Raw genomic sequence first — 14,564 nt, 5'->3', positions numbered from 1 at the left:
TAGATTTTTGTCTAAAGTTACATTCCGTGTGGTACACCTCGGAGTATGGAGATTTATTATGAATGAATTGAATACAATGACGAAAACCCAGACTTCTTCTTTTATGGAAGTCCATCTTTCCCGGAAAACTTCGAGTTCCGAAAAATCGGCTATCGTCATCCAGACGCAGAAAGGAAAAGTGTACATCCAAAATCACGCCAATCCCGATCTGCTTCGTCTGGTCCTCTCTTCTTTATGAGAGCCCTTGATTTCGACCTCATTGATCACATCTATATCCAGTCCGATTATACCAACCTTCACAAAGGGATCGACGGTCCAGTCGTCTGGTCGAATCGTCCATACGACCGGACCCTCATCGAAGCAGTTTGTTCCTGTTTTGCGATCGGAAGTCTTCGACAATCAAAGAACTACTTTGAGAAAAATATGGCTTCCTACTCATCACCAACCGGTTGGAGGATGGCCGTTTTCAATAGCCCAAGACACCCGACGAGGTCATCGCTTTGGGTGAACAGCAGCTGCGCTGGCTTTTGGATGGCTTGAGCATCGTGCAGAAAAACGCCATTAAACCTACTCGAAAATCGGGTGGAATCGTGTGATAGAAATGCACTCAAGAGTATGGTATAATCAAGGCATGAAAGATGGTTACTACGCACAAGACAGCACGTCCAACATGCAAGTTCAAGATCTTCTCAAGATCTTGACAGAACAGATTGAAAAGCTGTACGAAAAGATTAAGGAAAAAAGCAGAAGCAATCCAAAAGATAGGAAACATAGAGCCGTTGTTCATAATAAACCGGAGAACAAGTCCCGGAAGGTGAAAGCACACGAACGTCGCCGTTATCTAAGCCGGACCAACGACTTCGATTCTCTCCTGCACGAAAAAGACATGCCCATGGTACAGAGAATGAATGACAAAAATCGGTGAGAAAATATACGGAAAGCTATCCCGACCCTCCTTGCACAAGAGACGTGGAAACTTTCTTTATAAACGAAAGTGTCAGGCGTATTGATTTTCTGCCATTTGTCAGTGCATATACCGACAACGAGCTTTTTTCAAAGGCATGTCATATTCTCAGTTGGAAAATCCTCATCATTCAAAGGACGATACCAAATTAAAAAAGCTAAAAATATTTATCTATTATTTTTTTATACATCTTGTACAATCTAATCTGCTCCTCGTCTATTTCTTTAATCGTCATAGACATAAACGAACTTTCCTTCTTATACATCTGATCTACACTAGGCGTATTTACACGTATTGGATAAGTTAGTGGCCTAGCTTTTCCGTAGTTAGATAAATCTGGTGCTAAAATATCGGATTTGCGTTGAAGTACAGCAAGCATTCTATATCCCTCTTTTCATTTAAACACTTCCATTGTATCCTATTTCTTTTTTTTTTTAAAGCGAATCGATTGAATTTTTTATGAATCTGATTACTTTTATGTAAGGAGGAAATAGAATAACGCCTTCTCAACCACCAAATCGTGTGCCGGTGCGCAGACGATTGCCTACATCGCCAACGAGGGGTACGGCAAAGGGGTTCCGTACTATCGGTTGGAAAAAGAGTAGAACCGCTGGAAACTGCCAATCAGCCGAAGGATGCAAATGACGGAGTGAACGGTGCACGTGTTCCGGGATAAACGGTGCATGATCAAGGCTTTTCTTTTCTCTTCTGTTTTTCCAAAAAAAGATTTATTCCAATCTCCTTTCCATCTATGGTGTAACTGTAGTTGGAAAGGAGTTTTTATTGATGATGGACTACAACACTTTGATCACTGTAAGTCGGATGCTTGATCATCAGGCGACTTACCGACAAATTCACGACCGTACCGGTATCGGCAATCAGGCGATCACTCGAACCAAAAGGATGATGCGAGATTCGGGGTTCTCTTTTGCCGGACTGGAGGCTTTTTCGCCCGAGGACCTTCTTGATTTTTTCTATCCCTCTAAAAAGCGTCGAGATGAATCCATTCCACTTCCTGATTTTGAAAAAATCTGGAAAGAGCTCAATGATCCGACCGTTCCGACCAATATCGTTTTCCATTGGCTTCAGTACAAAGACGAGCATCCAAACGGCTACCAACGCACGCAATTCGTCAAATATGTCAGTGAATGGATCGAATCCAACCATGGAAAAACAGCCGTTCGCATGGTCGTCCAACGCAGACCTGGCGAAAAGATGTATATCGACTGGGCGGGTACCACAGTACCTCTCGTACGCGATCCGGCAACAGGGAATTTGAAAGACGCCCATCTTTTCGTTACGACCCTTGGAGTCAGTTCGCTTTTGTTTGTACGCGCGTTTGAAAATGAACGCACCGCCGCTGTCGCAGAGGGAGTAACAGAAGCTTTCAAGTTTTATCGCGCTCTTCCTCGCATCCTTGTTCCGGACAATATGAAGACTGCCGTTGAGCGTCACAATAAGGACGAACTTGTCTTGAGTTCCTTATTCAAAGATCTTGAATCGTTTTATAAAGTCATCGTGGTTCCACCTCCTGCTCGAAAGCCCAAAGGAAAGCCGAGCGTGGAAAATGGCGTGAAGTGGGCAGAGACACATATTTTCGGACGCCTCAAGTATAAAATTTTCAATAACTTTGACGAATTGAATCGCGAGATCATGACAATCGTCCGACTTCTAAACGAAGATACTTCGAAAAAGAAAACGGAACAGCGACAAACGATCTTTGAAAGCGTGGATCTTCCCCATATGCGCCCGCTCCCTAAAGATCCATTCGCTGTGTGCGAATATGAATCGTGCACTGTTCCTGCTAATTATCATATCAGATTGAGCGATGGACATTACTATTCCGTTCCCTATACTTTCTATCGTCCAAAGCGAACAACGGTCGTCACCGTCAAGTCGACGCCTTATGACGTGTTCATTTGTGATCAAAATAATCGACTGATCTGCACGCACAAACGAACTTACGACCCCTTTCAGAAATATGTCACCAATCCGGATCACATGCCTCCAGAGCATCAATATTGGAAAGAAACGGAATCACGCGATTCCAAATATTACTTAAGATGGGCAAAGAAGATCGGACCGCACATGCATCGGTTCATTCAAGGTGTGCTCTATCAATATGAACATGAACAGCAGGCGTATAACACGCTTAACGGGATCCTCCATCAATGCGACCACATCCCCAACGGGATTGCGGAACAGGCAGCTGCCAAATGTATCAAAGAAGGAAAGCTCACATTCTCCCGTTTTAAATATCAGCTGACAGTATCCCAAAAGCAGATAGAGCATCCGTCAAATAAAAACCTATCCCCTGAAAAGCCCCATCAAAATATCCGAGGAAAGGAGTACTACAAATGATGCGCCGCGACGAATATGATATCCTTTTTCATTCTTTAAAACAAATGCGCCTTTCGGGAATGGCCGAAGAATTGGAACGGCAATTTTCCGACCCAAATACAGACCTTATGTGCGGGGACGAACGAATCATCCGGCTCATCCGGGCAGAGATGGAACTGCGTCATACGAAGAAGCTGAACCGCCTGGTGAAAAAATCAAATATTCGATACCCGCAAGCTTCGATCGACTCAACGATAGAAGAACCGTCCAGAAAACTGGATGCGGCTACCATCTATAAACTTGCCGAATGTTCATGGATACGGGAAAAAAGAAATCTAATCATTACCGGTTTGACTGGTGCGGGAAAAAGCTGGTGCGCTTGCGCGCTGGGCATGTCAGCCATGCAGAAAATGTATACGGTCTATTATGACTCGACCGAACATCTACTCCAAAAACTCCACGCATGCATCAACACGAGAGAGTTGATGGAAAAAATGGAAGAACTGAGAAATTTCGACGTATTGATACTCGACGATTCCGGCCTGATGAATTTTGATTTCGACATGTGCCGCAATCTCTTCCAGCTCATTGATCTCCGAGAAGGGAGAGCATCGACGATCATCGTCTCCCAATATCCGGTCTCGGAATGGTTTGAACTATTCAGTAGCCACACCTATGCGGACGCCACATTGGACCGCATCATGTCCACAGCTTATCGACTTGATTTTCAAGGTGAAAGCTTAAGAAGAAAGTAAAAGCAGTGAAAAGGTCGGAACACAAAAATTCTGACCTTTTAACCATGTGCAATCGCCTTCGGCGCCGGTGCACCGCTAAGACCGACAGAGCGCACTGCGAACTCCGTCAAGGCGCACCGTTCATCCCAACATCTGCAATCTGGCGCTGACTAAAGTTTTGGGAACGCATTTCCAAAACTTTTTTAACATCTCGCATAAAAACACCTCCTAGCTGCAAGATTGGAAGAGATATGAAAATATTCATCCATAAACATCTTACAACTGGAGGTTATATCATTGATTTGAAATCGGTGGACTAGTCTAATGGATTCGGTGGACTTCGTCACCGTATTGACTGGACTTATTTCAGCGTATTGGGTGGGCTTATCCCTACGTAATATTCATTCCCGCTTACAGTAAAAGGGAGAAATTGAAAAAAATTGGGCGTTCATCTGTGGGAAGAGTATCTCACATTTCTAAACGTGGTTAGATTTCCCGCTTGCCATCTAAAATTTCCACCACTTAACTAAATGACATTGATGAAACAATAGATTTTTTTTCTAAAGTTATACTCCGTTTGGGATCCCCCCTCGAGTATGGAAATTTTATTCCCATTTATTTTTAATATATCTCCCAGGATTTCTATAATTTATCACTTTAGCGTAATTCCCAACTGCTGTAGCATTATCGGGAATATCTTTAGTAACAACACTACCTGCTCCAATAGTCACATTAGACCCTACACGTACATTTTCAACAATACATACGTTTGGTCCAATATATGTATTGTCTCCAATCATGGCGGCGTGTCCTTCATTACTTCCGATAGTTGTGAATTGAGATAAATTACAGTTATCGCCAATAACAGCAGAAGAATTTATAACAATAGGTCCTCCATAGCCAATGTAAAGTCCTTTTCCTATTTTTGTGCTTTTCGGCAATTGAATTACTTTTTTTGTCATACTTAGTTTCCATAAAATTTCACCAATCACCTTCATGATTCCTTTTGAATTACAAAGTCTAAATGCACATAAAAATCGAAATGTTCTATTTCTTAGATAACCCCGGATAAAAGTTATCAAATCGCATTTTCCATAATATCTGAATAAATCACTTTTAATCAATTCTCTGTATCTATGTCCATTATCCATAATTTTTTACCTTCTAAATTCTTACTCTTTATTAACTTTATATTCTTGCAAAAAAGAATTAACCCTAGATAATCCAATCTGAATTATCTCATTTTTTAATATAATATTAATTAATATATATATCAGAATTCCTAGTAATGTCGTAAATAAGATTGATATTGCAGAATCACCACTAAATATAGTTGCTAAACTAACAATTAGTCCCATCAAAACGCTCGAAAAAAACACCTTAAATACATATTTTTTTCTTATTGATATTTTTATAAGCTTAGTAACAATTCTTAACTGGATTCCATTTACTAATAATTCACTTATAAGTGAAGCTAATGCTGCCCCATCTTCCTTCATATAAGGAATAAGAAAAAAATTCATCAAAAAATTAGCTATTGTGGCAATCACATAAGCTGGTATCCTTTTCTTTTCCATATTCATGCTAATAAGTAATTGATAGCATAATAAATCTCCCACTGGCCGTATAATCAGTAACGGAGCAAAAATTTGCAAACAAACGCTTGCAGGTAAAAAAGCTTCTCCATATAAAACGATTACTATTTTTTTGGCTAATATTAATAGACCAGTGGTTGCTGGCACAACAATAAATAATATAATTTCAAGGCCTGTATTTATTAAATTATCAAAAGCAGACTTATTTTTATGAAATAAATAGCTAAGTCGTGGTAAAAAAGAAGCCGAGACGGCTTGACATCCAGTCAAAAGCATCAAGATGATTTTATTTGCATTGGAATAATAGCCAATATTCGATTCAGTTGACATTAATCCAAGCATAGTTATATCAAGTTTACTATAAATAGTTCCTAAAAAAATTGTTATAGCCAAAAATATAATTGGCTTTATATGCTTTTTTATTTTTAGCTTAAAAAAAACTATTTTTACCATTTTTTTTGAATGAAAAGCATTAAAAGTATAATTAAAAACCACTCCCAAGCTTGTTATAAGAGCATATAAAATATAATCTCTTTTTGCATGCACAAATAAAAACAAAAATAATAGCAATACTATTTTAATGATAAAACTTCTTATTGTGATATATCCATATTCTTCTTCTCCTTGATAAAACCAATCAATATTAAAAAAATTAAAAAAAAGAACTAGACCTGTTGCCAAATAAAGAAAAAAGTCATCTTTTTTATTTATAAATAAAATCAAAAATATAAAATATAGCACAATTGAAAATAATGTTGATATAGAATTAATGATTATAAGTTCTGAAAAAATCTTATTTTTTTCTTCTTTTTTATTTCTAACTTTTGAAATTTCTCGAATTCCATAAATAGGAATCCCCAAGCTAGCAAAAGTAGTAAAATAAGACGTTATATTTTGTGCATAAGCGACTTTTCCTATTCCATCTTCAAAAATAATTCGTGATACATATATTGAAGTTATTAGAGGAAAAATAAAACTTAATGTTTGATATATCATATTATAAAAAGAATTTTGTGCCAATGATTTTTTCATATATTCTCCTAAATTAAAATGGATTTTCACGAAATATAAGATTTAATAGCTTTGATTATCCCACCATTTTTTCTTATCCTTAATTTAAAACGTAATATATAATGGGCGGGTAGACTAATAATCTGTCCAGCTTTATTTCCAAATATATTTTTACATTTTTGCTTTATTTTTAAAATAATTTGTTCTTCTTTTTCATACCAAGAAGCTGAATAATGGTGAATGCTGACTGTATTTTCCGTAATATTTAATTCTCCGGTGTAATAATTTTTAGGGCAAAAAAATTCAGGAGGATATATAGAGATTCCGCTAATATTCTCTATCTTTCCAGATCCTTCAAATCCCTTTCTTTTCAAAATTTTGGTGGTTTTATCAACTATAGTTTCTAAGTTTTCCTTTCCATTCTCTTTAATAAACGATTGCTTATCATAATAATCTAACACTTCCTTATATAAGGAGTTACCTGCTTCTACTCCCATTCCTAATCCTGGTGCAACTTTTAATGGTTCACCTTCTTCACACCCCAGAAAAGGACCTTTATCTAAAATTTCATCTAAACTCTTTATAAGTTCTACATCCGTATCTAAATATACTCCACCATATTTATATAATATATAAAAACGTGCATAATCACTTACAAATGCCCATTTTTTCTGCCTATATGCTTCTTCGATATATTTGCATTGAGATATATTAAAATTTGTCTCATCCCATTTTACTATTTTATAATTTGGGCATTTCTCCTTCCAACTTTTTAAGCACGAAATAGCTTCTTGTGGAAGAGGATTTTCTCCAAACCAACAATAATGTATTATTTTAGGTATCATTTTATTTTTAATCCTTTCTTTTAATATGAAAATTTTCATTTAATGAAGCAAACGGAAGAGCTAAAATATAATAAACCAAATATGAAACACTACTCCTCATAGATGAATCATATATCGAAAACAAAATAGCCATTAAAGCTAATATTTCAGCCATTTGACAATTGCTTAAATCATTGCTATATTTCTCTCTTCTTCGTATTTGAAAAAAAGTCCATATAAAAAAGCCAAAATATAATATTGTTCCAACTATTCCCAATTCTAAATATATAAAAGAAGAGGAAAACCAAGTATAATGTAAAAAACCATAGGTTTTATAAAAATTCGATATCAAGCCCAATGGGTTGAAAATCTCACAATTTCCTAACCCTAACCCAAACATTATATATATTCCACTTTTTAATATATCATTGCATTGTTTAATAAAATTAAGTCTGTTGATATCTCCCGCACTGGTATATCCTTGATCAGAAGTGGAATAAGCATATAAAAATTCGAAAGAAAAAAATCTACGATCTAATCCAGGATATATGATAAATAATAATTTTGCCCCAACAATCAATCCAATTAAGCCTCCTACTATAATCAATATTTTTCTCCATGAAAAAGAGGTTACTAAACTACTTATAGCAATTATTATCACATATTCAAGATAAAAAAACTTCAATTCGGCTAACGATGCAATGAATAATGATACTAAACTTGTTATAATCACATTGTTTAAAGTATTTTGCTTATTAAGATACATTACTATTATTTTGATTGTATAAATTACCAAAAACACATTTAGTGCTCCATTTACTTCTCCCCCTATAGAACCAAAAATTCCCCCTAACCAATCCTGTTTTATTCCAAATCCGAAAAACTGAATAATTATAACAGAGAAATTTATCCAATATGCAATATCTAAAAAAACTAATTTTTCTTTTTTTAAAAAGCATATACAAGATATAAAAAAGATATAATATGAAAAATTATTACGTAAAGCTATTAAAAATAGAAAAATAGAATTTATTCTCGGTAAAGTCGAAATAACTGCAGATACAAAAAAAACAAATATCCACCTTATTTCCATTAAAGATTTTTTCTTTTTTAAAATCAAAAGTACTTTAGATTTTATTAATAAAAAAAATAAAAACACATTTATGAAATCTATTGAATATGGAATAATTGAAAAAAAATCTGTAAAACTTTTTAATATTCCTGAAACCAAAACTATAAAAAGTATTAAATAAATGCAAAATGCGCCTTGATTTACTCGCCTTATCTTTATATTCATATTTTTTTTGATATTATTTTATATAATACCATTATCTCCTTTTCTTTATATCTATGTATTTTTTATTTAAAAAATTGTATAAATTTATATCTATTGCAAATATTAACGCTTTTAATATATCTGGAATAAAAAATGCATTTTGCAGAGGAAATACTCTCTTTATATTTTTCTTATATTCAGATTTATATAGCTCACTATCACTGATTCCTTTCATATATAACATTGCTATATGATTATTTAAATATCTTCTTAATTTTACTTCAGAAACATTTTCAACTTTCTTTTTTAATTCGATACAGATTCTCATAATATCCATTCCGTTTTTAATTCTATTTTGTTGCTTTGTAATAGATGAATTATGTCTTAGATAATGATAAAAAATATAATCTGATAGGTAAATAGATTTTGAACTCAATATCACCTCTGGTGTCCATAATTCATCTTCATGTAATAATCCACTATAAAAAAATAAGTCATTACTTATCAATAATTCTCTTCTATATATCCCGAAGCAAACCGCCGCGTAAAGATTTCTTTTTCCTAATTCTCCAATCATGAATTGATAGGAAGAATATAATTCATTGGGCGGCATTTTATATCCATATTTTTTTTTTTGTTCATCATTAGCTTCATATTCTTCATAATATCCAAAATAAGCAATATCCGGAAATCCATTTTCTTTTATAATATTTTCTATTTTTTTTAAAGATTCATTTTCTATATAATCATCTGAATCCAAAAAAATTATGTACTCTCCTGTTGCCTTTTTTATTCCAAGATTTCTTGTATCCGATAATCCAGAATTTTTTTCTTTCTTTATTAATTTCATCTTTTTTTTATTTGCATATTTTAAAGCAATCTGAAATGAATTATCAGTTGAGCAATCATCAATTAGAATAATTTCATAGTCTTCATAATTCTGATTTATAACACTTTCAATGCATTTATCTAAATATTTTTCAACATTGTATATTGGAACAATAATAGAAAACATCATTTTACCACTTCCTTTTCTTTATTATTTGCACTATCTAAATAAAATTTTTCTAGATTATTTGCTACTTTTTCAATTTCATATCCTGCTTTTATAATTAATTGATATGTGTCTTTATGACGAAGCTCATTCTTAGAATTCTTTATAATTTCTTTTGACCAATTTTCTATACTATCATCTAAACTCATTTTTTTATATAATGGAGTTATGTTAACTTCACTTGGTATTTTGTCTGAACATATTATTGGAATACCAGCTGCTTGTGCTTCAATTGCAACAATGCCTAATCCCTCATACAATGACGGAAAAACGAATATATCCATTGCCTGATAAACTCTAGACATATCTTTTCTGTTTCCTAATAAATGTACACAATTACCAAGATTCATTTCAGAAATTTTATTTCTTATTTTTTCTTCTAAGGGTCCTGTTCCTATAAGAATCAATTCTGCCTCCTTTTTCCTCTTCTTGATTTCTGAAAAAACATCAAGAAGAAAATCATGATTTTTTTCAGGTTTTAGTCTACCTACATGACCAAGAACAAAACTCTCGCTTATTCCAAGTTCCGCTCTAATTTCTTTTCTAATATCAGCATTTGCAATAAATTGCTTAGAATCGATTGCATTTTTTAAAATCTGAAAAGGCTGGGATTTGAACAAATATTTCCCAGCTTCTTCAGAACATGCGAAAAGATCTGTTGCATATTTAGTAAATTTTCGTTGCATAAATAACCTTGGAAAGTATTTTATATCATGCAATACCCCATTACTATGAGAATGCGCAATCCTAGTGGGAATACCTGCTTTCATTGCTGCTTTTAAGCAAAAATATCCAATTGTATACGCATGGCAGTGAACTATTTGATATTCATGATGTTGCTCAAAAAAATTTGCCAGATCCTTCTGAAACTTTAGTAAATTCAAATCTTCTCGAAAAGAGAGTTTATATACTTTTCCACCCATTTCCTTGATTTCATTATCATAAAACTGATTTTCTTTATAAACCACTAGAAAATCAAATTGTAATTTAGTTCTATCAATTTTCCGATATATATTCATTAATAAAGCCTGAGTCCCCCCTGCTTCCATTCTTTGAATTATATGTAACACTCTTACCTGATTTCCCATATTTTATTCTCCCATAGCAGAACTTTCCTAGCGTTCACTTCCGTGTTTTCTAATAATCCGTTTTGGATCGCGATTTCTTCCGTTTTTTTACCCATCTAATTTCAAATGGATTTTATCTTTTGGATTAATTGATTTGGTAATATAGACTTCAATCGCACTTTGAACTGTAATCCAATTTTTATATGATTTAAAAAGAATGGTTCATCAATCCCATTATAAAATGTATTTCTTTCTAATGGCCTATTACTTGGACAAACCAAATTATGTTGCTTAATTAACCCTTCTTCTAAAGTTGCTTTTTCTACTTCCGCAAGAGATTTCATCATATCAAAAAGTTTTTCACCTTTATCGGTATTAATGAATACACTTGATATCCCCTGCGGAGAATTAAAATTGGGATGGCTCCTTGCAATTCCCCAAAAATCGCCTACAGTTAAATCAGCTACACGGTTTGTATTAGCATAATTACATTGATAGCAACATTCTCGATAACAATCTCCATCCATGAAATGTTTTCCATATCGATCGAGTGAAAGGGTCTTGGTCTTGGTCTTGGTCTTGGTCTTTAACAAATATTGTGTTCCCCATCCCCGTTTCTCTTTGGATCGAAAATTATAGTAGATAACTCTTTCCCCTAACTGATCTCTCAAGTACTGTAAATATTTTTTAAAAAATTTTGGAGAAGGCACCCCGTGACAAATCAAATCGACTGTATATAAATTTTCATGATCTCCGCCTAAAAAAGCATACAAACCGCCTATTTGGCATGGAGTCCCAGTATAAAGTACTATTTTTCCTTGAGAGAGATGTTGTTTAACTTTCGAATAACTCTCCTTTGGGTCTGATTGAACGTATTTAGAAGATTGAAGTTTATATCTATCCTTATCTTCTGTTACTTCAATATGATTTACTATCAACTCTTCATCATAAGCAGCACCAAATACAATGCCCCCTCTTTGTATAATCAACTTTGCTGCACTATCTGCTGCACCACCCGATGCAGATCGCATGATATCTGTGCTATTTTTATTTTTCCAAGCCCAAACTTGTTTAGGTTGACTTCTATGCTGATTTGTGTTTTCTACCGGACACTTTTTCAAACAAAGTTTACATTCTATACATTGCTTTTCATCAACATATGGATACCAAAACCCCTCTTTATTTATCACCATAGAAATGCATTGTTTCGGGCAACATTGCTCACAACTCTTACATCCCACACATCTTTCTTTTATTTTCGATATATTTTCCATTTTATCCCCCTAAATTATCCTTTAGATATTCCTTCGCCGCTTTTCTATATCCTTTTAAAAGATTGTCAACTTTTGGATAATCAATCATCTTGTTGTTTATTTTTTCTGTATTTTCAATTTTCTCTACCATTCGATTTTCTAATCCTAACCGTTCTAATAAATCTTTAAGCTTTTCTTCGTTACCATAACTACTTCCCACACTTTTACGAATTATAGTAACAAAAGGACGATGTGTAATTATCGAAAAAATACTTCCATGAAACGTATCTGTAATAATTTCTTCTGCATTTTGAAAATAAGAAAAGATTTCAAAAGGAGAACAGTCTATAAAACAATCTGCACATTTCTGAATACCACCTATTGCATAGACTTTTAGATTCTTTTCTTTAGCATAAGCGGAAATCCAATCTGATTCATTGTCTGAAATCCGTCCTGCATATGCGTATAAAATCAAATATTTCTCATCAGTCTTAAATTTTGGAATTTTATCACAGCAATTCATATAATCATAAATTAAGACCGGATCTAAATTATACGTGACTTTTTTTTCAGTCAGTTGTTCCACAATGGTTCTTGAATTTGTATCGCGCACAGAAATTGCATCAAATTTCTGCAATAACATCCCAATTTCTTCGCTCTTATTATATTCCTTTAGCTTTTCTAATGTTGTATTACCAAAAGAAGCTGCATATGAAATGAGTTTATCTGCATTATTATTCTTTCCAAACAAATCTAATGAATATCCCACATTTGAATTTTTCTGAATACAATTAAAAACCTCATCGCTTCCAATAACAAGACAATCAAGAGTTGGATTAAAGTTCATTTCATCTGTTATACCCAAAAAAGGCATATACTTTTTTAAAAACGACTTTTTATAACGAATAAACGCTATTTTATGTGTAAATGAAGCTTTATACTGAAAAACTTCTAAACACTTTTTGATTTTTCGGAAAAATTTATTTCTATCTTCCTTATTGTCTGTAATTAGTGAAGTTCCAACATGATAATCAACAAACTCAACATTACATCCTATTTTCTCAATTAACTGTTTCAATGCATATGCCTGCAAAAAAGATCCATAGTTTGCAATCCTTTGCATTGACATAATTCCTACTTTTTTCATCTATCTTCCTCAAATATTTCCTCAACAATTTCTTTTAATTCTTTACAAAATTTTTCATTATTACTATATATTCCATGATCCATTTTATCTACGATTTCACCATATTTTTTTATTATATTTTCGAGGTCATTTATATCTTCCACTGGAATAATTGTACCCATTCTATTTGCCACATTTCTTGCAAATTCCATTTGATGGTCATTTACATGCTCATTATATTGACATTGACGGGGTACTACAATAGGAGTCTTCCCGATTTGTAAAGGCATGATAAAACTCGCAGGGCCTCCATGAGTAATCACAATACGTGCATCCTCAACATTTTTTTTCATCTGTTCATAAGAAATTAACTTTTCCCATCGGCAGTATACAGGTTCATAGGTGCTGAATCCTGTTTGAATTATTACTTCCTCAGTGATAATCCCATTCTTTTTTAATTCATCTATTTTTTTTATCAGCCTATTAAATGGCTGTTCATGCGTTCCTACTGTTACAAATATCATCTTTTTCCCCCTCTAAAAGATACTTCCTAGATTAATCGCTTTAGGATAAACTTTTTTCTGTTCTTCCCATTGAACAATAAATTTATCTACAATTGGATAAACTAATTTTCCTGTCAAAGTAGGCTTATCTATACGATCAAAAACTTCAATATAAATAAGCTTTGCTTTCATTAGTTTTCCAATATAGAAGAAAGGTACAGCTACTGCAGCCCCAGAAGAAATAATAAGATCGGGTTTTTCTTTCCTTAATACTTTCCAAGCAATAATAGTATTCTTAATCAAAGCCTTTAAACTTCTATTTGTTGGGTAATAGCAAGGATATACCTTTTCGCTTTTTAATAAGCTTTTCGCATCCTCCTTATCAAAAGTTACCCAAAAACGATTTTTATCTTTCCAGAATGGCTCTAACATATATAGATGAGTTAAATGTCCTCCCGAGGAACCTACTAAACAAATTTTAAGATTTTCCTTATTTCCCATATGCACAAAATAACCTCCATTTAGATTTTAAGAGAATCTATTCGTAACAAAGCCGAAAAGAGTTATTCTATTTAAAATCATTTACCATATCCCCATCATTTAATCTGTATCGAATTAATTTGATTCATTAGCCAATCTTTTTGTATATTGATTCCTTTTACATTTCGATATAAGGGTTTCTATATATAATAGACCGACATATCCTGTTCCTGCTACGGCGATTGTATATCCCCTCACAAAACCCCTCCTTCTTTGACTTAACGGCTCATTAAGAATTCAATATTTATGATATAATATATACAGATTGAGAAAATTT

14 protein-coding genes are annotated in these 14,564 nt (G+C 33.6%); 4 read left to right on the top strand and 10 right to left on the bottom strand.

The features are described 5' to 3' along the window. Positions 1-58: 58 nt before the first annotated feature. The 4 genes from E5336_RS06215 (at position 59) to E5336_RS06200 (ending at position 4,059) form a co-directional block, all read left to right on the top strand. Entirely contained in the window at positions 59-238 is a 180-nt protein-coding gene (locus E5336_RS06215; RefSeq protein WP_135980235.1) for a hypothetical protein, read from the top strand. 393 nt (positions 239-631) lie between these two features. After that, positions 632-925 carry a hypothetical protein gene (locus E5336_RS06210; protein ID WP_135980234.1) on the top strand — a complete coding sequence of 98 codons (294 nt, stop codon included), beginning with the start codon at positions 632-634 and terminating at the stop codon, positions 923-925. An 825-nt stretch (positions 926-1,750) separates the two neighbouring features. After that, positions 1,751-3,325, top strand: a complete 1,575-nt coding sequence (gene istA, locus E5336_RS06205) for an IS21 family transposase (protein WP_135980232.1) — start codon at positions 1,751-1,753, stop codon at positions 3,323-3,325. Then, complete coding sequence (locus E5336_RS06200; protein ID WP_135980230.1) at positions 3,322-4,059, top strand: ATP-binding protein; 738 nt, start codon at positions 3,322-3,324, stop codon at positions 4,057-4,059. Before istA ends, E5336_RS06200 begins: the two co-directional genes overlap by 4 nt. A gap of 584 nt (positions 4,060-4,643) precedes the next feature. On the opposite strand, the gene E5336_RS06195 is transcribed toward E5336_RS06200, so the two are convergent. The 10 genes from E5336_RS06195 to pssD all read right to left on the bottom strand — a co-directional run bounded on the left by E5336_RS06195 (position 4,644) and on the right by pssD (position 14,248). Continuing rightward, on the bottom strand, positions 4,644-5,189 hold the full coding sequence (locus E5336_RS06195) for a serine acetyltransferase (protein WP_135980228.1): 546 nt from the start codon (positions 5,187-5,189) through the stop codon (positions 4,644-4,646). 21 nt (positions 5,190-5,210) lie between these two features. Further along, positions 5,211-6,665 carry a flippase gene (locus tag E5336_RS06190; RefSeq protein ID WP_135980227.1) on the bottom strand — a complete coding sequence of 485 codons (1,455 nt, stop codon included), beginning with the start codon at positions 6,663-6,665 and terminating at the stop codon, positions 5,211-5,213. A gap of 26 nt (positions 6,666-6,691) precedes the next feature. Beyond that, positions 6,692-7,528, bottom strand: a complete 837-nt coding sequence (locus E5336_RS06185) for a glycosyltransferase family 32 protein (protein ID WP_277820804.1) — start codon at positions 7,526-7,528, stop codon at positions 6,692-6,694. Continuing rightward, positions 7,497-8,765 carry a hypothetical protein gene (locus tag E5336_RS06180; RefSeq protein ID WP_135980225.1) on the bottom strand — a complete coding sequence of 423 codons (1,269 nt, stop codon included), beginning with the start codon at positions 8,763-8,765 and terminating at the stop codon, positions 7,497-7,499. The genes E5336_RS06185 and E5336_RS06180 overlap by 32 nt, the downstream gene beginning before the upstream one ends. Before the next feature lie 31 nt (positions 8,766-8,796). Beyond that, on the bottom strand, positions 8,797-9,762 hold the full coding sequence (locus tag E5336_RS06175) for a glycosyltransferase (protein WP_135980223.1): 966 nt from the start codon (positions 9,760-9,762) through the stop codon (positions 8,797-8,799). Further along, on the bottom strand, positions 9,759-10,886 hold the full coding sequence (locus E5336_RS06170) for a glycosyltransferase family 1 protein (protein ID WP_135980221.1): 1,128 nt from the start codon (positions 10,884-10,886) through the stop codon (positions 9,759-9,761). The genes E5336_RS06175 and E5336_RS06170 overlap by 4 nt, the downstream gene beginning before the upstream one ends. Positions 10,887-10,987: 101 nt before the next feature. Then, on the bottom strand, positions 10,988-12,139 hold the full coding sequence (locus E5336_RS06165; RefSeq protein WP_135980219.1) for a Coenzyme F420 hydrogenase/dehydrogenase, beta subunit C-terminal domain: 1,152 nt from the start codon (positions 12,137-12,139) through the stop codon (positions 10,988-10,990). Between the two features lies 1 nt (position 12,140). Beyond that, positions 12,141-13,265: a polysaccharide pyruvyl transferase family protein gene (locus tag E5336_RS06160; RefSeq protein WP_135980217.1), complete on the bottom strand. Its 1,125-nt coding sequence runs from the start codon at positions 13,263-13,265 to the stop codon at positions 12,141-12,143. Beyond that, on the bottom strand, positions 13,262-13,768 hold the full coding sequence (locus E5336_RS06155; protein WP_135980216.1) for a glycosyltransferase: 507 nt from the start codon (positions 13,766-13,768) through the stop codon (positions 13,262-13,264). The genes E5336_RS06160 and E5336_RS06155 overlap by 4 nt, the downstream gene beginning before the upstream one ends. A 12-nt stretch (positions 13,769-13,780) precedes the next feature. Beyond that, a complete protein-coding gene (gene pssD / locus E5336_RS06150; RefSeq protein WP_135980215.1) occupies positions 13,781-14,248 on the bottom strand; it encodes a PssD/Cps14F family polysaccharide biosynthesis glycosyltransferase in 468 nt (155 codons plus the stop codon). Between the last annotated feature and the right edge of the window lie 316 nt (positions 14,249-14,564).

It is taken from the genome of Dubosiella muris (assembly GCF_004793885.1).
Taxonomy (GTDB): Bacteria; Bacillota_I; Bacilli_A; order Erysipelotrichales; family Erysipelotrichaceae; genus Dubosiella; species Dubosiella muris.
The sequence above is the reverse complement of the archived record's forward strand: the minus strand, read 5'-3'. Positions and strand labels throughout refer to the sequence as shown.